Consider the following 21,005-nt stretch of genomic DNA (forward strand, 5'->3'; position numbering starts at 1 on the left):
TCGCCACAGTAAAGCAGTTGGCTGCCTGGCGTTCAACCGGGCGGTCGCAGGCACTAGAATAGTGCCATGTCTCTTCCCATCTCCCATTACTCCGACCTGCTCTGCGTCTGGGCCTACGTGACCCAGCCCCGGGTGGACCAGCTCCAGGACACGTTTGGCGACGCCATCGACCTGGGTTTTCATTACGTTCCCGTCTACGGTGCCGCGCTCGACAAGGTCGATGAGCACTGGGGCAGGAAGGGCGGCCTGGCCGGCTACAACCGCTTTGTGACGGGCCTGGTCGACGAATTGACCGACCTGCCGGTGCACGAAGGTGTGTGGGTGGAGAACACGCCAGCCTCATCCGCGCCGGGTCACCAGTGGCTGTGTGCGGCGCGGCTGGCGGAGGCGGACGACGCCTTGCCCGCAGGCGCCACGGCGAAGCTGGCCTGGGCGCTGCGCAAGGCCTTCTTCGCCGAGGCGCGGAACATTGCCGATCACGGGGTGATCACCGAAGTGACCGAGACCGCCGGGGTGGCCGTGGCGCCGTTGCTTGAGCGGATGCGCGATGGCCGTGCCCAGGCCGCGTTCAGCGCGGACCTGGCCGAGACCCGCGCCATGAACATCCGCATCAGCCCCACCATGACCCTGAACGAGGACCGCCAGCGGCTGACCGGCAACGTGAGCTACGACGTGCTGGAGGCCAACATCCGGGCCATGCTGTGACGGTGGCTGATGAATCGCAGTTGATCGCGGCCCTGCGCGACGCGGTGGGCCGGGCCCATGTCGCGACGGACAGCGGCCGCACCGAGCACTTCCGCAAGGGCTTCCGGTCCGGCGAGGGCGCGGCCGCGGCGGTGGTGTTTCCGCAAAGCCTGGTCGGGCTCTGGCGCGCGCTGCAATGCTGCGTGGACGCCGGCGCGGCCATCATCCTGCAGGCCGCGAATACCGGGCTGACCGAGGGTTCAACACCCAGCGGCGACGACTACGGCCGCCCGGTGGTGGTCATCAACACGCTGGCACTGGACGGCATTCACCTGGTCGACCAGGGCCGCCAGGTGGTGGCGCTGCCCGGTGCCACGCTGCACCGGCTGCAGGGCCTGCTGCAGCCGCTGGGCCGGGCGCCGCATTCGGAGATCGGCTCGTCATGCATCGGCGCGTCCATCGTCGGCGGCATTGCCAACAATTCGGGTGGCGCGTTGTGTCATCGTGGTCCGGCCTACACCGAGCTGGCGCTGTTCGCGCGGGTCGATGAAAACGGCCGGCTGGTGCTGGTCAATCACACCGGCATCGAGCTGGGTGATGACCCGGAGACCATGCTGGCGAACCTGGAGCGAGGTGAGTTCGGGGCGGTCGGCGAATTGCCACATCCGGAGGATCCCGCCCGCGCGCGTATGGCTTCGGATCGTGAGTACGTGAAGCGGCTGTGCGATGTTGACGCCGGGACCGCGTCGCGCTTCAACGCCGACCCGCGGCGCCTGTTCGAGGCCAGCGGCTGCGCTGGAAAGGTGGCGGTATTCGCGGTGCGGCTCGATACCTTCGCCGTGCCGGGCCGGGTCAAGACCTTTTACCTGGGCAGTAACGATGCAGCCGCCTTCGCGCGGCTGCGGCGGGGCCTGCTTACCGAGCTGCCGGAGCCGCCGGTGCTGGGCGAGTACCTGCACCGCGACATGTTCGACCTGGCCGCGCGTTACGGCAAGGATGACTTCTACGTGATCGAAAAGCTGGGCACCGCGCGCCTGCCGAAGTTTTTCCGCGCCAAGGGGCGCGTCGATGCCTGGCTGGCCAAGCGCCGCTGGCTGCCCCGGCACCTGAGCGACCGCGTCATGCAGGGGTTCGGGCGCTGCCTGCCGAACCATTTGCCCAGGCGCATGCGGGATTTCCGGGATCGCTACGAGCACCACCTGGTGCTGAAACTGGCCGACGACAACATTGATGCGGGCCGGGCCTGGCTCACCCGTTTCTTTGAGCAGGGCGAAAACGAAGGCGCCATCTTCGAATGCGATGACCGCGAGGCGGCCCGCGCCATGCTGCACCGGTTTGTATCCGCCGGCGCCGCCATCCGCTACCAGCGCGTCAACCAGGGCAAGGTGGGCGAGCTGCTGGCCCTGGACATCGCGTTGCCGCGTAACGAGATGGACTGGCAGGAAAAACTGCCACCGGAGATCAGCCGGCAGATCATGCACCGGCTGTACTACGGCCATTTCCTGTGTCACGTGTTTCACCAGGACTACATACTCGAGCCCGGCGCCGACCCCGTCGCGGTCAAAAAAGCCATGCTGGCGGTGCTCGATGCACGCGGCGCGCGCTACCCGGCCGAGCACAATGTCGGCCATGTTTACGAGGCGGCCCAGGCGCAGAAAGCCTTTTTCGCCGAACTGGACCCCACCAACACCTTCAACCCGGGCATCGGCAAAACCGGCAAGTACCCGGCCGCCGGTGTCGGCGGCTGTGGCTGCCGCTAGGCTATGCTTTGATCCCGCTACTCCACCGAAGAGAATCGTCCATGCACCGATTGCTGATTGCCCTGTTGCTGAGTTTCGCTGTTGTTCCCGCCGGTCTGCTGGCCGATGACGGCGCCCATTTCGACGTGCTGGTCCGCGGCGGTACCGTTTACGACGGCAGCGGCGAGCCGGGCGTGCTGGCGGACGTGGGCATTCGCGGTGACCGCATCGCCGCCGTCGGTGACTTGCAAGGCGCGACCGCCGACAGCGTGATCGACGCCACCGGCAAGGCCGTCTCGCCGGGCTTCATCAACATGCTCAGCTGGGCCATCAACAGCCTGATCGCCGATGGCCGCGGCCTGGGCGACCTGGTGCAGGGTGTGACGCTGGAGGTGTTTGGCGAGGGCTGGTCGCAGGGGCCGTGGAACGAGGCCCTGGTGCAGCGGGCAATGCAACGGCAGAGTGATTTCCAGTTCGACATTCCGTGGACCACGCTGGGTGAATACCTGCAATACCTGGAAGACCGCGGCGTGTCGCCGAATGTGGCCTCGTTTGTCGGCGCGACCACGCTGCGCGTGCACGAGGTGGGCTACGACAACCGGCCGGCCACGGACGAGGAGCTGGCCCGCATGCAGGCGTTGGTGCGCCAGGCGATGGCGGAGGGTGCGCTGGGCGTGGGCTCGTCGTTGATCTACGCGCCGGCCAATTTTGCCGACACCGCTGAGTTGACCGCGCTGGTCGCCGCCGCGGCTGAGTACGACGGCATGTACATCTCGCATATCCGCAGCGAGGCCGGCCAGTTGCTGGAGGCCGTGCAGGAGCTGATCGATATCGCTCGGGCCACCGGCGCCCGCGCCGAGATCTATCACCTGAAGGCCGGCGGCGAGGAGAACTGGCCCAAGCTGGATCAGGCCATCGCCATGGTCGATGCCGCCCGCGCCGAGGGCCTGCCCATCACCGCCGACATCTACACCTATCCCGCCAGCTCCACCGGCCTGAACGCGGCCATGCCGCTGTGGGTGCAGGAAGGTGGCCATGACACCTGGGTCGAGCGGCTGCGCGACCCGGCCGTCCGCGCGCGGGTCATCGACGAGATGCGCAACGGCGCCGACGGCTTCGAGAACCGCGTGGCTCACGCCGGCGGCCCGGACGGCGTGCTGCTGGTGGATTTCCGCAATCCTGACCTGCGCCCGCTGATCGGCAAGACGATCGCAGAGGTCGCCGCCGAGCGGGGCGCTTCGCCGGAAGACACCATCATCGACCTGGTGATTGAGGACGACTCCCGGGTGGGCGTCATCTACTTCATCATGAGCGAGGAGAACGTGGCGAAGAAGGTGGCCGTGCCGTGGGTCAGTTTCGGTTCCGACGCCGGCGCGATGGCGCCCGAGGGCCTGTTCCTGAACCAGAGCACCCACCCGCGCGCCTACGGCACCTTCGCCCGGGTGCTGGGCAAGTATGTACGCGAGGAGAACGTCATCTCGCTGGCGGAGGCCATCCGCAAACTGACCTCGCTGCCAGCCGACAACCTGGCGATCACCGACCGCGGCCGCCTGGCGCCCGGCTACTTCGCCGACGTGGTGGTCTTTGACCCGGCCACGGTGACTGACCACGCCACCTTCGCCGAGCCGCACCAGCTGGCCACCGGCGTCGACCACGTGTTCGTCAACGGCGTGCACACGCTGGCCGGCGGCGAGCACACCGGTGCGAAGGCCGGCCGCTTCGTCAAGGGCCCCGGCTGGACCGGTGCCAGGGACAGCGTCACCTGGCGGCTGGACAACCTGGACAACATCGGCGGCCATGACGTCACCGTGGTCGGCGACCCGCAGGTCATCGACACCCCGGATGGCCGGGCGCTGGAGTTCGACGGTGACGGCGACGGCATCTTCCTGAACCTGCATCCGCTGGAAGGGCAGGACACATTTACCGTGGAAGTCACGTTCCGCCCGGACGGCGACGGGCCGTTCGAGCAGCGCTTCTTCCACATGCAGGAGGACGGCACTGATTCCCGCGTGATGTTCGAAACCCGGGTCCGCGATGACGGCCAGTGGTTCCTGGACACCTTCATCAACGCCGGCGGCGAGAAGGTCACGCTGTTCGCCGAAGACGACCTGCACCCCGTCGACCAGTGGCAGCACGCCGCCATCGTGGTCGCCGACGGTCGCTTCCGGCACTACGTCAACGGCGTGCTCGAACTGGACGAGCCGCTGGCCTATACGCCGCAGGGCCCGGGCCGAACATCGCTGGGCATGCGCATCAATGAAGTGCACTGGTTCCGCGGCGCGATCCGCACCGTGCGTTTCACGCCGGGCGCGCTGTCGCCGGCCGATTTCCTCGACGCCCGTGACTGATGGGCGCGGTTAAGCCGCTCATCCCCGGCCTGGCCTTCAGCGCGCTGATCGCGCTGGCGGTCAGTTTCGTCAGCGAGCGGCTGGGTGGTCCTGCCATGCTGTACGCGCTGCTGTTTGGCATGGCCTTCCATTTCCTCGGCGATGATGAACGCATGTTGCCGGGCATCCGCTTCGCCGGGCGCACGGTATTGCGTGTGGGCGTGGCCCTGCTGGCCCTGCGCATGACCACGGGCGACGTAATGACCCTGGGCTGGCCGGTGGTCACGCTGGTGGTCTGCGGTGTGATCGCAACCATCGCCGTTGGCTGGTGCATTGCACGGGTCTGCCGGCTGTCTTCCGACCACGCCATCCTGTCCGCCGGCGCCGTGGCCATCTGCGGTGCCTCGGCGGCGCTGGCGATCGCGTCCATCCTGCCGAACCACGCCGACAAGGAACGCAACACCATCCTGACCGTGGCCGCGGTCACGGCGCTGAGCACCGTGGCCATGGTGCTGTACCCGGTGTTGGTGTCGTACCTGGGCTTCAATGACCTGACCGCCGGCGTGTTCCTGGGCGCGACCATTCACGACGTCGCCCAGGTGGTGGGCGCCGGTTACATCGTTTCCGAACAGGCCGGCGAAGTATCGACGCTGGTGAAGCTGATGCGCGTAGCCTGCCTGGTGCCCGTGGTGCTGTTTATCGCCCTTTTGATGAAGCGCAAGGGCAGGGCGTCTGGCCGTAAGGAACCGCTGCTGCCGTGGTTCCTGGTGGCCTTTGTCGTGCTGGTGGTGGTGAACAGCCTGGGCTGGGTTCCCGCGCCGGTCACGAATGCGCTCACGCCCGTTTCGGCCTGGTGCCTGCTGACCGCGGTGGCCGCGCTGGGCGTGCGTACTTCGCTGGAGGCCCTGGTCAAGGTCGGCCCTTGGCCGGTCACGGCGATGGTGCTGCAGACCCTGTTCCTGGCGCTGTTCGTGCTCGCCGGACTGTCGCTGATCAACTAGCCAGGTGCACGTAGTCCGATAGCTGCTCGCGGCAAATGTCGCGGATCTGCCCGGCCATGCGCCGGTACAGACTCCGATGCGCCGCGGTCGGGCGCCAGGCCAGCACCACCTCGCGGTCGATGGCAGTATCGTCCATGTCCAGCACCGTGACATCGTCGCGGGGCTCAATTTCACTGCGAATGTACAGTGACGGCAAAAATGCCAGCCCAAACCCGGTGGCGATCATCTGCCGCACGGTGTCCAGGCTGGTGCCCTCGTAGTCCCGCAGCAGGCGCGCGCCGTAGTGGTTGGCGATGGCCTGCATCTGCTCAAACAGCCGGAACCGCTCGTCGATGGCCAGCAGGCGCTCGTCGGCGATCGCGCCGGGTGGCACCGGCCCCTGGCCCACCAGCGGATGGTCCGGCGGCGCGCACAGCCGGAACGGTTCGCCGAACAGCGGGTCGACCACCAGCTCGGAAATCTCCGTCGGCATGACCGTCAGTACCAGGTCGAAACGCCCCGACAGCAGGCCGTTTTCCAGTTCGCGCGGCGAGTCTTCGCGCACGTACAGGCGCAGGGTCGGGTCGGTGGCGTGGATGGTCGAGAGCACCTCGGGCAGCAGGTAGGGCCCCAGGGTGGGGGGTACGCCCAGCCGGTGGATGCCGCTGCCGCCGGTGCCGACGAAGCGCGCGTGATCGCGGATGGAGCTGACCGCGCCGCGAATGGTTTCGATATGCGGCAGCAGTTCACGGCCGGCGCTGGTGGGCAGCGTGCCGGTGCGCGAGCGCTCCAGCAGGATCACCCCCAGCGTGTCCTCCAGCGCGGCGATCTGCGCGGTAATCGTAGGTTGCGAGACGCCCAGTTTCAGCGCCGCCTGGCGAAAGCTACCGGCCCGGACCACCGCGTCCAGGTACTCCAGTTGTTTCAGGGTGGGGGTGCCAACGTGCGCCATGATGCGGTTTCCGCCATGTGATAGCTAAATACTATCTTAAAATATGAAAAATAGGGAATTGTTTTAGCACATGGTGGCGCATAGATTGTTCGCCATCTCCCGGCGCTCGCCGGGCAACCCATCAATGAATCCCAGGAGCCACCCCATGGATCACATGATCGAAGGCGTTCTCAAGTTCCGTTCCGAAATTTTCCCGCAGCGCAAAGCCCTGTTCGAGGAGCTGTCCACCGGGCAGAGCCCCGAGGTGCTGATGATCACCTGTGCCGACAGCCGGGTTGACCCGGGCCTGGTGACGCAGTCACAGCCGGGCGAACTGTTCACCTGCCGCAACGCCGGCAACATCGTGCCGCCGTGGAGTCGCGCCGACGAGAGCAACACCGCGTCCATCGAGTACGCCGTGACCGTGCTGGGCGTGTCCGAAATCGTCGTCTGTGGTCATTCCGACTGCGGCGCCATGAAGGGCGCGCTGGCGCCGGAAAGCGTGGCCGCATTGCCGCAGGTAGCCGGCTGGCTGGAAAACAGCCGCGCCGCCGTGGCCGCCGCACGCAGCCGTCACCCGGACCTGGAAGGCGAGGCCCTGCTGCGCGCCGTGACCGAGGAAAACGTCCTGCTGCAGCTGCAGCACCTGCGCACCCACCCGGCCGTGGCCGCCGTGCTGGCGTCCGGCAAGGTGCGCCTGCACGGCTGGATCTACGACATCGGCGCCGGCGACATCCTGGCGCATAACCCGGACACGGGTCGTTTCGAGTCGCTGACTGCTATTTCAGCGGCCGCGGCCTGAGCCCCGCTGACCGGACACAGGATCAACCATGAAATTCTTTAACACCTCCAATATCCGCGGCGACCTGATGGGCGGCCTGACGGCGGGCATCGTGGCCTTGCCGCTGGCACTGGCCTTCGGTGAAGCCTCCGGCGCCGGGCCCATCGCCGGCCTGTACGGCGCCATCATCGTCGGCTTCCTGGCCTCGTTGTTCGGTGGCACCGGTAGCCAGATCTCCGGCCCCACCGGCCCCATGGTCGTGGTCTTCGCCGGCGTCTTCGCCAGCCTGTCGGGCGAGCCTGCGCTGGTCTTCGCCGCCGTGGTGCTGGCCGGCCTGATCCAGATCGCCTTCGGCGTGTTCCGCTTCGGTCATTTCATCCGCCTGGTGCCGTACCCGGTGATCTCCGGCTTCATGAGCGGCATCGGTGTCATCATCATCGCGCTGCAGATGGCGCGCCTGTTCGGCCACGAACCGGAAGGCAGCGGCACCATCCCGGCGCTGGCGTCCATTCCGGCCGCCGTGATGTCACCGAATGTCACCGCGCTGACCATCGGAGCGATGACCCTGGGTATCGTGTTCTTCTGGCCGAAGAAGCTGGGCAAGTGGATTCCGGCCCCGCTGGCGGCGCTGGCCATCGCCACGGTGTTCTCCACCATGGTGAAGGGCGCGCCCATCCTGGGTGACGTGCCCACCGGCCTGCCGTCGTTCATCATGCCGTCGTTCTCGCAGGACACGATTTTCGTGGTGCTCGAAGCGGCCTTCCTGCTGGCGTTGCTGGGCGCGATCGACAGCCTGCTGACGTCCCTGGTGGCCGACAACATGACCCGCACCCGTCACGAGTCCAACAAGGAACTGGTGGGGCAGGGTATCGGCAACACCGTGGCTGGCCTGTTCGGCGCCATTCCGGGCGCCGGCGCGACCATGCGCACGGTGGTCAACATCCGCTCCGGCGGCCAGTTCAAGCTGTCCGGCATGACCCACAGCCTGGTGTTGGTGGCCGTGGCCCTGGTGCTGGCCCCGGCGGCCTCGCTGATCCCGCACGCGGCCCTGGCCGGCATCCTGATCAAGGTGGGCTACGACATCATCGACTGGACCTACCTGCGCCGCGCCCACCGTGGCCCGCGCTGGGACCTGGTGCTGATGGTGGTGGTGCTGGCCCTGACCGTGTTCGTCGACCTGATCACCGCGGTCGCCGCCGGCGTTGTGCTGGCCGCGCTGGCCTTCATCAAGCAGCTGGGCGAGCAGCAGATCGCGCGCCTGAAGCTGGACAGCGATGAAGTCGGCGACCCCGAAGAGCGCGCGCTGCTGAAGTCCATGCACGACCAGGTCTCCGTGTTCGAGTTCGGCGGCCCACTGAGCTTCGGCGCCGCGGCCGACCTGGGCCACCACGTGCGCGAGCAGGCCGACGGCAAGACCCGCGTGCTGATCCTGGACTTCGCCCGCGTGCCGTTCCTGGACCTGTCCGCCGCCAAGGCGGTGGAAACCATCGCGGTCGACGCCCACGACGCCGGCAAGGCCCTGTACCTGGCCGGTGCCTCGAAAGAGGTGCGTGCGGTACTGGACGGCCTGCGCCTGGTAGACGCCGTGGCCGGCGATCACTGGTTCGCCACCCGCCGCGAGGCGCTTGAAGCGGCCGGACAGAAGATCCGCCGCGAAGAAAGCCCGGGCGCCGGGCTGGACCAGGCGATTCCGGCCAAGTAGCCGGCCGCCTGATCCTAAGAGCAAGACAAAGCGGCGGCGAGCGCAGGCTCCCGCCGCTTTTTCTTGCGATAAGAGTATCACTGTATGATACAGTGGGATTCATGATCGTCATCGACACCGAGAGTCGTGAGCCCCTGGTCGACCAACTATGCCGGTCAATTCGCCAGGCGATCGCGTCCGGTGAACTCGAGCCCGGGGCAACCCTGCCCTCCGCGCGCCAGCTCGGCGCCGACCTTGATATCCATTGGAACACCGTCTCTCGTGCGTACCGCCAACTGGCCGATGAGGGCCTGGTATTCGTGGCGCACGGTCGCAAGGCAAAGGTGATCAACCCGGGTAACGTCAAGCGAACGCCTTCGCCGGCCGATCTGGCCGCCCTGGCAAAGGCATTTCGCGATGCGCTAACGAACGCGAAACTGGCCGGAATTGATGAGCCGTCTGCGCGGGCGCTATTTTGCAAGGAGATGGACGAATGTCAGCTTTGACTTGGGGAGACTTTTCGGTGTCGGTCGCTTACGGCGGCATTCTTGGGTTGGTCCTGTGGCTCTTGCACCGGCGACAAATTCGAAACTACAAGTTGATGCCGCCTGAGAAGGTGATCGAAGAAATGGCCAGGAACCGATCGCCGCGTCGACTAATCCTCCACATCCTGCTGCCGGTCATTCCTGCCGTTATTTTTTTGCTCTATATCCTGCCGGGTTGGCTGGGTTTCAGGCTGAACTGGGCTTCGTTCATGATCGGAATCGCGCCTTACCTCATATGGCAACAACTGGTGGCACTGAAGTTCTATCGGTCGGTCGAGATGCGCTCCAACGAGGCCAGAATGGCCGAGCGCGGACAGGGCGGAATGCGTCTGGCCCTGCCCCGTGAGCGCAGGCTGCGTGATTTTTCGTCGGTGTACTGGCGCATGGCACCATTCCTTATTTGGTTTGTCGGCACCCAGGCAGCTGTTACGGGTCATCTACTGGGCTTCGGTCAATCCGGGCCCAATGGCCTGACCTTTATCCTCACGCTGGCGCTGGTGACGATTCCAGGCATGGTGTTTTTCTATTGGTTCGCCGGTCGTGTAATCCGTGAACCCATTGATCTCAGGAGTGACGATCCGGCTCATTTCACAACTGACGTAGAGAAATACCTGCGTCAACGTGGAAACAGTGTACTGGCCATGGCCAGTGCGGCGATGCTGGGAACGGTGTCTCTTGAGCTGGTCCTGGGTTTCGGGTTGCCCTACTGGCCGCTCTGGGTCGTATGGTTGTTGTTCGGGCTTTCCGGCCTTTGGTGTGCGATTGGTGGTGCAAATCAGTTGGCGGCGCTGGAGCGCAAACGCTGGAATGCGCAGGAAGCGCAGGAAGCGCTTCCGAACTGAACCTCACGCCAGGTTCTTCCCCAAAACATACGGTTTCATCCCCTGCGATTCGACTGGCAAGGTGATAGGATTGCCTGTCCGGGGCCTGTGATTCTTTCGTTGGAGCAGGGCTCACGTTCCCGATGAATTTAGAGCGCCCGATGGCAGGTTTGCCGCCGGGTTCGCAACCGTATCGCGTGTCGCCGCCAGGGCGGCTGCGTCATCCTGATGAAACGAGAACGCTGTAAAACGACGTTATGACCGCAAACATTATCTACACGCTGACCGACGAGGCGCCCGCGCTCGCCACCTACTCATTGCTGCCCATCATCCGCGCGTTTACCGGCCCGGCCGGTGTGGACGTGACCACGAAGGATATTTCGCTGGCGGCCCGCATCCTGTCGCACTTCCCGGAGGCGCTGGCAGAAGACCAGCGGGTGCCGGACGCACTGGCGGAGTTGGGTGACCTGGTGAAGACGCCGGAAGCGAACGTGATCAAGCTGCCGAACATCAGTGCCTCGGTGCCGCAGCTCACGGCGGCCATCGCCGAGCTGCAGCAGCAGGGTTTTGCGGTGCCGGACTACCCGGCCGAGCCCGCCAGCGATGCGGAACGTGAGACCCAGAAGCGCTATGCGAAGGTGCTGGGCAGCGCGGTCAACCCGGTGCTGCGCGAGGGCAACTCCGATCGCCGCGTCGCCGATGCGGTAAAGGAATACGCCAAGGCTAACCCGCACTCCATGGGCGAGTGGTCTTCGAAATCACAGACGCGGGTCGCGCACATGGAAGACGGCGATTACGTCTCCAGCGAACAGTCAGCGACGATCGAGAGCGCCGGCAACCTGCGCATCGAGTTGCAGGCCGAAGATGGCGGCGTCACGGTGCTGAAAGAGGCCGTCGCGGTGCAGGCCGGTGAAGTGGTCGACGCCGCGGTCATGCGCGTCGAGCCGCTGAAGGCCTTCTACGCCGATGCCATTGAAGAGGCGAAGGACAAGGGCGTGCTGCTGTCGCTGCACCTGAAGGCGACCATGATGAAGGTCTCCGACCCGATCATGTTCGGCCACGCCGTCACGACCTATTACCAGAGCGCGTTCGACAAGCACGCTGCGAAATTCGCCGAGCTGGGCGTGAAGCCCAACAACGGCATTGGCGATGTCTACGCCAAGGTCGCCGGCCTGCCCGCCGACCAGCGCGATGCCATCATCGCCGACGTCGAGGCCTGCTACGAGACCGGCCCGGCGCTGGCCATGGTCGATTCCGACAAGGGCATCACCAACCTGCACGTGCCCAGTAACGTCATCATCGACGCCTCCATGCCGGCGGCCATTCGCACGTCCGGCCAGATGTGGGGCCCGGACGGACAGCCGGCGGACACCATCGCCATGATCCCGGACCGCAGCTACGCCGGCATCTACCAGGCGGTCATTGAAGATTGCCGCAAGCACGGCGCCTTCGACCCGACCACCATGGGCAACGTCTGCAACGTCGGCCTGATGGCGCAGAAGGCGGAAGAGTACGGCTCGCACGACAAGACCTTCGAGGTGCCTGCTTCCGGCCTGGTGCGCGTGGTCGACGGTGACGACAACGTCATCTTCGAGCACGACGTGGACAAGGGCGACATCTGGCGCATGTGCCAGACGAAAGACCTGCCCATCCGCGACTGGGTGCGCCTGGGCGTGAAGCGCGCACGCGACACCGGCGATGCCGCGATATTCTGGCTCGACCCGCGCCGCGGCCACGACGCCGAGTTGATCGACAAGGTGGAAGCCTACCTGCAGGACCACGACACCGACGGTCTGGATATCCGTATCGAGTCGCCGGCCCGTGCCATGGAAGCCACGCTCAAGCGCGTTCGCGCCGGTAAGGACACGATTTCCGTGACCGGCAACGTGCTGCGTGACTACCTGACCGACCTGTTCCCGATCCTGGAACTGGGCACCAGCGCCAAGATGCTGTCCATCGTGCCGCTGCTGGCCGGTGGCGGGCTGTACGAAACCGGTGCCGGTGGTTCCGCGCCCAAGCACGTGCAGCAGTTCGTGGAAGAAGGCCACCTGCGCTGGGATTCACTGGGTGAGTTCCTGGCCCTGGCCGTGTCGCTGCAGGAACTGGGCGAGCAGTCCGGTAACGCACAGGCCAAGGTGATTGGCGATGCGCTGAACCGCGCCAACAGCCGCTTCCTGGCCGAGAACCGTTCACCGTCCCGAAAGGTGGGTGAGCTCGACACGCGTGGCAGCCACTTCTACCTGGCCCTGTTCTGGGCCCGCGAGATGGCCGACCAGGCCGATGACGCGGCACTGGCCGAGCGCTTCAAGCCGCTGGCCGAGGCGCTGGAGGCCAACGAGGCCACCATCGTCGCGGAACTGAACGGCGCGCAGGGCAACGCCATCGAGATTGGCGGCTACTACTACCCGGATACGGCGAAAACCGCGTCGGCCATGCGCCCCAGCGCCACGCTGAACGGGTTGATCGACGCCTGATCCACGCTCGGCAAGGGACCTGCACGGCTGGTTTTTCGACCAGCCGTGCATCCGGTCCGACACCGTGAGTCCGCAATCGGCCTGACTCGCGGTAGGATAGGGGTATGTCACGGATATCCCATCCCACCATAAACAGGGTCCGGGCATGGCTCAGTATCCTGTTGGCCAGTGGCCTGCTGCAGGCGTGTGCGACCACGGCTGGGCCCGCTTCCGGAAAAGACCTCAACATGCCGCCCCCGGTACCGGACTCGTTGCGGCCACATTCCGCCATCACCGGCCCGTTTGGGCCGAAGCCAGCCATGCCGGCGCCGAACGAGTTGTTTGCCCTGACCGATGCCCAGGTGGACGAGTTCATGGCGTTCATGGACGGGCCGCAGGCGCGCCAGGTGCCCAGGCACCGCCGGCTTTACGATTTCATCGAAGCGTTCAGCCAGGACTTCAACTACCAGGATGACACCCTGGGCGCGGGATTGGCCATGACGACCGGTAGTGGCAATTGCCTTTCGCTGGCCATTCTGACGACCGCGCTGGCACGGGTCGCCGGTATCGAGATTGGCTACCAGCTGGTCAGCGACGCGCCGGTCTACGAGATGGACGGCCAGGTGATCCTGAAGGGCGTGCATGTGCGTAGCCAGTTGTATGACCCGGCCGAGATGACCCCGGGTGCGCTGGTGATTGCGAACCGTGCGCGCATCATCATCGACTACTTCCCCACCGGCCGTGAGCGTTTCGTTGCCAACCTGGACGAGCGCCAGTTTATCGCCATGTACTACCGCAACATCGCCGCCCAGGCGCTGGGCGACGACGACCTGGGCCGGGCCTACTGGTACGCGCACGAATCACTCCGCTACGCCCCGGACCACGAGGCGGCCATCAACACGCTGGCCGTTGCGCACCGCCGTATTGGTGACCCCATGCGCGCCGAGGAGCTCTACCTGTACGGCGTTGAGAATGCAGACAACAAACTGTCGCTGTTGAAGAACTACCGTGTGTTGCTGGCCTCCCAGGGGCGCGTAGCCGAAGCACGCCAGGTCGAGGCCCGGCTCAGCCGCATGGAAGACCCCAGCCCGTTCAACTGGCTACAACTGGCGCGCGATGCCAGCGACGAGGGCCAGTTTGATGACGCGGTGCGTTTCTACAACCGCGCGCTCGAGTTGGCGCCCTACATGCACGAGGGCTACGCTGGTATGGCGCAGGCGCATTACGCAGCTGGCGAAGTCGAGCAGGCGCGCCAGGCCATGGACGAGGCCATCCGCCGCACCATGCGCGTCAGCACGCGCGAGGCCTACGAGGGCAAGCTGGCGGCGCTGAAAGCGAAATCCGACCTGCTTTAGTCACGAAAACCGCACTAGAATGGGCTGGCGGCCGCCTGGGCCGCGTGAGGGAGGCTCAAATCATGAAAGCATACGCGGCAGAGTTCGTTGGCACGTTCTGGCTGGTCCTGGGTGGTTGCGGTAGCGCGGTACTCGCCGCGGCATTTCCCGAGTTGGGGATCGGGTTCATGGGCGTTGCACTGGCGTTTGGCCTGACCGTGCTGACCATGGCGTTCGCTATCGGCCACATTTCCGGCTGTCACCTGAACCCGGCGGTGTCGTTCGGCCTTTGGGCCGGTGGACGTTTCCCGGCGAAAAAACTGGCGCCCTACATCATCGCCCAGGTGCTGGGCGGTATCGTCGCCGGCGGCGTGCTGTATGTCATCGCCACCGGCCAGGCCGGTTTCGACGTGGCCGCCAGCGGCTTTGCGACTAACGGTTACGGCGAGCACTCGCCCGGTGGCTACAGCATGCTCGCGGCGCTGGTCTGCGAAGTGGTCATGACCATGATGTTCATCGTCGTCATCCTGGGTGCGACCGACAAGCGCGCGCCGGCCGGCTTTGCCCCCATCGCCATCGGCCTGTGCCTGACCCTGATCCACCTGATCAGCATTCCGGTCACCAACACATCGGTCAACCCGGCGCGCAGCACCGGTGTCGCGTTGTATGTCGGCGACTGGGCCCTGGGGCAGCTGTGGCTGTTCTGGCTGGCGCCCATCGTCGGCGCGCTGTTGGGTGCGGTGATTTACAAGTTTATCGGTGGAAACAACGACTGAACCCGGCCGTGAATGATTGGCTATAGCCAGTTGGGTTGGCTGGCTATAGCCATTCTGGCAATTCGGCTATAGCCAGTTTGGCAAATTGGCTATAGCCGAATGTGCTCGAATTGGGGGGCGTTGATACGAATCGCCGCCGCGTTACGTATAAGGGTGTAACCGGGCAGTGTGGGTTGCGTTCATCGTTTGTTAAGATGTCGTACATCCGCTGTGTACTTTTTGCATCAACATGTTTTAGTATGTTGCGGGTTCATGGCATCTTTTCCATGACACTCTGAACGGGGGAACAGTCTAGGATCGAGTACGCACCTTGATCCAAGTGGCTGTTTTCAGGGGCCGACAGGGACGGTCGGCGACAACGACAGGAGGTACACGGCGGGACGCCGCGTGCTTCCGAAAATAAATAGGGGAGACCTCATGCGGTTTCTGTCGAAGTACGCGGCCCACCAGAATGGCCGTGAATCCGTCGCGCGCACGCGCCCGTCTTTAACTGTATTCCAACGAACCGGCTTGCTGGCATTGGCCATTGCAATGTCCTGGTCTGGCCTTGCCCAGGCACAGATTCTGCCGGTTGTCAGCCGAAACAACTTTGTCTGTCCGGGTAACTTCCCGGGCGCGAGTTTTGGCTGTACCTCCAATGACATCAGCATTGCCTCCACCACGGTCGACAGTGGTGAAACCATGTGCATGGAAGGCGACAGCATTTCCGTGACCGTGGCCATGCAGCTGGAGCAAAACGGTAGCAGCCGTTATGACGCCCTGGTCTGGATCGGTCAGTCCGGCAACGACCCCAGGGTTGCGGTTCCATTGGATGGCAGCAACCAACCGACCGGCGAAGCCTGTTTCGTCTCGACATTGCCGGGATTTGAGGTCGGCAATGCCGGGTTTATCGACCTGGAAAACGGCGCAGACGCATGTAACGACTCGGCCAACGCCAACACGCCCATTGACCAGATCGTTGGACCCATCACGGTGACCTGCGCGGACTCCGACAACGATGGCCAGCTCGATCTGCAAGGCCTGATCACCTGGCAGAACAACTCGGGGCAGGCCAACTGTGGCGACCCCGGTGCGGATCCGCTGACGCCGCATCCGGATACCGGTTTCAGTCTGATCCCCAACTCGAACAACCCCAAGTGCCGTTTCGGTACGGTCAATGTGCCGGTGGAAGTGCGTAATGCCAGCCTGACCATCGTCAAGCAGTACACGCCGGGCGGACAGGACTTCACCTTTAACCTGTCCCCGTCGATTGACGGCACGGCTTCTTTCATTCTGACGCCCACCGGTGGCAACACCGATGAGCAGTCCTTCACGCTGGCCGTGCCGGATGGCGGCACCGGCGTGCAGATTACCGAGAACACCGTCATCCTGCCGAACGGCATCGTGCTGGACAGCGCGACCTGTGACAGTGGCAAGGGTGACCCGCGCAATGGCATTACCCTGAACCCGGGTGATGATGTGACCTGTACCTTCGTTAACACGGTGCAGGGCTCCGTTGACATCAACAAGACCGCATCGCCGACGTCCGTTAACGCGGCCGATACCCCGGTGACCTACACCTTCACCCTGACGAACGACGGTCCCGTGCAGTTGACCAACGTTGGCGTGACCGACCCGCTGCCCAACCTGGGCCCGATCAGCTGTGGCAACACCAGCATCAACAACGCGCCGTTCACCAATGGCGCGGGCACGCTGGACCCGGGCGAGAGTGTCGCCTGTACGGCCACCTACGTGTTCTCCCAGGACGACATGAATGCCGGTGGCAACCTGGTCAATACGGCCACGGTGTCCGGCAGCTACCCGGGTGGCACGGCAATGGATAGCGATGGCGCCTCGGTGGCGGCCATCCAGAACCCGTCGTTGCTGCTGCGCAAGGCCGCGTTGAACGAGGCGCTGGTGTCCACCGACTCCTACAGCTTCGTCGGCGAGGTGATTACCTACACCTATGACGTCACCAACACCGGTAATGTCAGCCTGCCGGGCCCGGTGACCGTGGTCGATAACCAGACCGCCGCCAACCAGCCGGCGCCGGTTTGCCCGGCCGTGACGACCGTGGGCAACAACGATGGCAACCTGGATCCGCAGGAAACCATCCAGTGCTCCACCACGCGAACGATTACGCAGGCCGACCTGAACGCCGGCCAGATTCTTAACCTGGCCACGGCCAGCGCCGGTGGAACGGACTCCAACCAGGACTTCGCCACCATCGACGCACAGCAGTCCCGCACCCTGGGCCTGCAGAAGATGGCCAACCCGACCCAGTACAACATGGTCGGTGACATCATCAGCTACAGCTTTACGGTAACCAACACGGGTAACGTTTCCCTGGCTGGTCCGGTGACGGTTAATGATGACCAGGAAACGGTCACCTGCCCGGCCGTCACGACCGTGGGTAACAACGACGCCAACCTGGATCCGGGTGAATCCGTGGTCTGTACCGCTTCGCGGACGATCGACCAGGCGGACATCAATGCCGGTTCGGTCACCAACGTGGCAACGGCAGCCGCCGATGGCGTGAACTCGGGCCAGGCCCAGGCCACCGTCACGGCCAACCAGAATGCTTCACTGGCGCTGTCCAAGTCGGCCAACCCGACCACGTACGCGGCAAACGGCGACCAGATTGTCTACACCTACCAGGTGCAGAATGACGGCAACGTGTCGCTGCCGGGTCCGATCACTGTTTCGGATGACCAGACGGCGGGCAACCAGCCGGCGCCGACCTGCCCCGATGTCAGCACGGTGGGCAATAACGATGGCAACCTGGATCCGGGTGAAGCGATCAGCTGTACTGCGACGCGAACCATCAGCGATGCCGACCTGGGTGTGGACTCCATCACCAATGTCGCAAATGCAAGCGCGGGCCAGACCATGTCGAACAACTCGCAGGCGACGATCAACAACATCCAGAACCTGGAGTTGGTGCTCGACAAGTCTGCCGACGTGGCAACCTACAACGCCGTGGGCAACGTGATCACCTACAGCTACCTGGTCACGAACCAGGGCAACGCGCCGATCAGCAACATCTCGCTGAATGATGACCAGCTGGGCGCCATTTCCTGCCCGATGGGTACGCTGGGCGCTGGTGCCTCCATGACCTGTGAGGCCACGGAGACGATTGATCAGATGCATCTCGATGATGGCTCAATCACCAACATTGCACAGGCGTCAGGCCTGGGTGATGGCCAGGAAGGCGAAGTGCTTTCCAACGAGGACACGGTCACCGTCAACGCCGTCCAGCGCCGCACCATCAGCCTGGACAAGATCGGTGCACCGACCACGTACTCGGCGGTGGGTGACATCATCACCTACGACTACACCGTCACCAACACGGGCAACGTGACCCTGAACGGCCCGCTGGTTGTCGTCGATGACCAGATCGCCATGGTGACCTGCCCCGACGTGATGGAGTTCGCTCCGGGTGCGTCCGTGGTCTGCCAGGCGACGGATACCGTGACCCAGGAAGATATCGACAACGGCTCGATCATCAACCAGGCCACGGCGACCATCGACGGTGTCAGCTCCAATGCCTCGACCTTCACGGTCACCGCCGTCCAGAACCGAAGCATGTCCCTGGACAAGACGGTCATGCCGACAACGTACTCCCAGGTTGGAGACGTGCTGGCGTACACCTTCGTGGTGACCAACACGGGTAACACCACGGTGACGGGCATCAGCATCGACGATCCCTTGATCACGGATGCGACGTGCCCGCTGACCGAGTTGGCACCCACCGAGTCCATGAACTGCACCGGCAGCCTGACCGTCGAGCAGTCACATATTGATGACGGCAACGTGCTGAACGTGGCCCGAGCCAACGGTGACAGTGACACCCAATCGAACCAGGCCGATGCCAACGCGACGGTCGAACGCGGTAGCCTGTCCGTGGTCAAGGTGGCCAACGGTACCGACCAGGCCTTCCAGTTCACCAGCGCAACCCTGGGTGATTTCGAAATCACCACGACGGATGGCGCGGGTAGCCAGGTGTTCCCGAACATTGTCGCGGGCGACTACGACATCGCGGAAACGGTGCCGGAAGGCTGGAACCTGGACAGCGCCACCTGTGACAACGGCGACGATCCGGCCAGCATCACGCTGGGTAACAACGAGACGGTAGTGTGTACCTTCGAGAACTCTGAGCCGACGTTGACCGCCACGGTGCTCACCGAGCAGTGCATCTCGGATACCCCCTGGGTTGATTACGCCCTGGGTGCCGAGAACTTCGAGCCTGGTGCGAACCCGGTCACGATCCGCTGGTACAAGGAAGACGGCAGCAACGAGCTGGTCGAAGAACTGACCGGCCAGCCGCTCAGCGGCCGCCTGCTGTGGCCCGGTACCGTCGTTGACCAGAATGACATCGCTATCGACTGGCCTGGATGGGAGTTGGTGAACGGTGTGTGGGTACAGATCGATGACGGCCTGCGTCCGACCATGCGCGTCGAGTTCGAGGTCAACCCGACGGTCGACGCGATCGTGAGCTACCCGCCGGCCACGCCGTTCTGTGCGGCCGAGCCGCCGCCGCCGGCACCGCCGCCGCCGCCGGCGCGTCCGGCAGTACCGGTCCCGGTCGACCAGCCGCTGGCCCTGCTGCTGATGCTGCTGTCGGTCCTGGGTGTGGCCTGGTACACGCAGCGAGGCCGCCTGTAACGCAAGGGGATGAGAGGGCCGGGCCCGCAAGGGTCCGGCTCGTTTCTCCAGCCTGACAGGCTACTTTGATCAGAAAGAGAACCGGCGCCGATGCGCCGGTTTTTTTATGGCTGGGGTTTGCTGCCGAAGCAGGGCAGCACGTCGCGTTCGAAGTAGGGGGGCTGGTTGACCCAGAACATGATGTCGACGTTAAGGAAGTCGGCGGCGAAGGCGTGCAGTAGCGGCACCAGGCTGCCGGCGGGTTCATTTGCGGCGACTTCGCGCCCGGTCACGCCGGCATAGTTGCCGTCCTGCACGGCGATGCCCAGCGGCACGCTGTATTCATCCTCGTGCATCATTGCGAGTGCATGGTTGAGCTGGCCCCGCCGCGTCACCATCAGGTCCGGTGCGCCCAGGCCGACGCCGATGGCCTGGCCGTGTTCGTAGATGGATTCCAGGTAGCCCTCGTCCTCCCACGGTAGCCATTCACCGGGCATGAAGTTGGCGTATTGCATGGTCATGGAGACATCAAAGGCGGAACCCAGTGCCGACATATTGGTCTTCAGCGCCTGGGCGTAGGCCTCGGGCGTGAAATCGCCGGATGAGACCTGGCTGACACCGATGGCGGACTCCTGCAGGTTGATGCCGGCGATAGTCCCGTCGAAGGCCCCCGCCAGGGCTTCCAGCAGGGCCGCAAAACGGGCCTGGACGGCCGGGTTCCAGCGCTTGACGACCCAGCCCTCGGTATCCCCTTCATCGGTGTACTGTGGCACCGCACCACCGGCGAACTCGTCGCTGAGCAGGTAGTCGGGCGCGGGCTGGTATGGGTCAAAGAATGTCGCGTCCTGAAGTTGGATCCACAGGGATTTTCCATGGCTCGCCAGGTAGTCAATATCTGCATGGATGCGACTGAAATCGTACTGGTCGCGCTCTGGCTCCAGGTCGCGCCACAGGTACATGACCTGGGCGCCGGCGAAGCGCGGGTGCTGCAGCAGCGGGTGGCCCCGCAGGCTGTCACGGTCGCGCGCGAAATAGACGAAATGGCGGATGCCGTCGTCCGGCAGCGGGCATTCGGCCTGCTGGTACCGGGTCCAGGCGTCGGCGTAGCGGTCGGCGGGGTTCTGCCAATGGGCATCGTTGCCGGCCGCGCACTGGGCATACAGGGCGATGGCCGCCGGGAGCAGGCACGGTTTGAACAGGGTCATGCGCCGAGTTTAGCGCATGGGTTAGGATGCCATTTCCCTTTTGTTCGCCACTCGCCGGAGAACCAGCGCTGGATACTTCATTTCCCCCGGGACGCCGTTCCCGCAAATGGGCCTGGGCCCTGGCC

At 64.6% G+C, this 21,005-nt stretch carries 14 protein-coding genes; 12 read left to right on the forward strand and 2 right to left on the reverse strand.

Annotation, left to right across the window (positions count from 1 at the left end; genetic code table 11):
- Nucleotides 1–66: 66 nt before the first annotated feature.
- The 4 genes from F3N42_RS13565 to F3N42_RS13580 are packed head-to-tail and all read left to right on the forward strand — an operon-like array spanning nt 67 to nt 5,751.
- Nucleotides 67–705: a DsbA family oxidoreductase gene (locus F3N42_RS13565; RefSeq protein WP_150865027.1), complete on the forward strand. Its 639-nt coding sequence runs from the start codon at nt 67–69 to the stop codon at nt 703–705.
- Between the two features lie 2 nt (nt 706–707).
- A complete protein-coding gene (gene dld, locus F3N42_RS13570; RefSeq protein ID WP_224784939.1) occupies nt 708–2,444 on the forward strand; it encodes a D-lactate dehydrogenase in 1,737 nt (578 codons plus the stop codon).
- Between the two features lie 41 nt (nt 2,445–2,485).
- A complete protein-coding gene (locus F3N42_RS13575; protein ID WP_191621433.1) occupies nt 2,486–4,771 on the forward strand; it encodes a LamG-like jellyroll fold domain-containing protein in 2,286 nt (761 codons plus the stop codon).
- Nucleotides 4,771–5,751 (forward strand): YeiH family protein, encoded by a 981-nt coding sequence (locus F3N42_RS13580; protein WP_150865029.1) that lies wholly within the window; start codon nt 4,771–4,773, stop codon nt 5,749–5,751. Before F3N42_RS13575 ends, F3N42_RS13580 begins: the two co-directional genes overlap by 1 nt.
- Here F3N42_RS13580 and F3N42_RS13585 read toward each other — a convergent pair.
- A complete protein-coding gene (locus F3N42_RS13585) occupies nt 5,744–6,682 on the reverse strand; it encodes a hydrogen peroxide-inducible genes activator (RefSeq protein WP_150865030.1) in 939 nt (312 codons plus the stop codon). The two genes, F3N42_RS13580 and F3N42_RS13585, sit on opposite strands and share 8 nt — an antisense overlap.
- A gap of 145 nt (nt 6,683–6,827) precedes the next feature.
- Here F3N42_RS13585 and F3N42_RS13590 point away from each other — a divergent pair, with 145 nt between their 5' ends.
- The 8 genes from F3N42_RS13590 to F3N42_RS13625 all read left to right on the forward strand — a co-directional run bounded on the left by F3N42_RS13590 (nt 6,828) and on the right by F3N42_RS13625 (nt 19,696).
- Nucleotides 6,828–7,463, forward strand: coding sequence for a carbonic anhydrase (locus F3N42_RS13590; RefSeq protein ID WP_150865031.1), 636 nt, complete (start codon nt 6,828–6,830; stop codon nt 7,461–7,463).
- A 28-nt stretch (nt 7,464–7,491) separates the two neighbouring features.
- A complete protein-coding gene (locus F3N42_RS13595) occupies nt 7,492–9,144 on the forward strand; it encodes a SulP family inorganic anion transporter (protein ID WP_150865032.1) in 1,653 nt (550 codons plus the stop codon).
- Between the two features lie 101 nt (nt 9,145–9,245).
- Complete coding sequence (locus F3N42_RS13600) at nt 9,246–9,629, forward strand: GntR family transcriptional regulator (protein ID WP_150865033.1); 384 nt, start codon at nt 9,246–9,248, stop codon at nt 9,627–9,629.
- Nucleotides 9,617–10,510 (forward strand): hypothetical protein, encoded by an 894-nt coding sequence (locus tag F3N42_RS13605; protein ID WP_150865034.1) that lies wholly within the window; start codon nt 9,617–9,619, stop codon nt 10,508–10,510. Before F3N42_RS13600 ends, F3N42_RS13605 begins: the two co-directional genes overlap by 13 nt.
- A 236-nt stretch (nt 10,511–10,746) precedes the next feature.
- Nucleotides 10,747–12,963 (forward strand): NADP-dependent isocitrate dehydrogenase, encoded by a 2,217-nt coding sequence (locus F3N42_RS13610; RefSeq protein ID WP_150865035.1) that lies wholly within the window; start codon nt 10,747–10,749, stop codon nt 12,961–12,963.
- A gap of 227 nt (nt 12,964–13,190) precedes the next feature.
- Entirely contained in the window at nt 13,191–14,297 is a 1,107-nt protein-coding gene (locus F3N42_RS13615) for a tetratricopeptide repeat protein (protein WP_191621434.1), read from the forward strand.
- Nucleotides 14,298–14,341: 44 nt separating this feature from the next.
- On the forward strand, nt 14,342–15,052 hold the full coding sequence (aqpZ, locus tag F3N42_RS13620) for an aquaporin Z (protein ID WP_263595900.1): 711 nt from the start codon (nt 14,342–14,344) through the stop codon (nt 15,050–15,052).
- Between the two features lie 531 nt (nt 15,053–15,583).
- Nucleotides 15,584–19,696, forward strand: coding sequence for a beta strand repeat-containing protein (locus F3N42_RS13625; protein WP_191621435.1), 4,113 nt, complete (start codon nt 15,584–15,586; stop codon nt 19,694–19,696).
- Between the two features lie 104 nt (nt 19,697–19,800).
- Here the strand turns inward: F3N42_RS13625 and F3N42_RS13630 are convergent, their stop codons facing one another.
- Nucleotides 19,801–20,880, reverse strand: coding sequence for a hypothetical protein (locus F3N42_RS13630; protein WP_150865039.1), 1,080 nt, complete (start codon nt 20,878–20,880; stop codon nt 19,801–19,803).
- Nucleotides 20,881–21,005: the final 125 nt, after the last annotated feature.

The organism is Marinihelvus fidelis, assembly GCF_008725655.1.
In the GTDB taxonomy this organism is placed as follows: domain Bacteria; phylum Pseudomonadota; class Gammaproteobacteria; order Xanthomonadales; family SZUA-36; genus Marinihelvus; species Marinihelvus fidelis.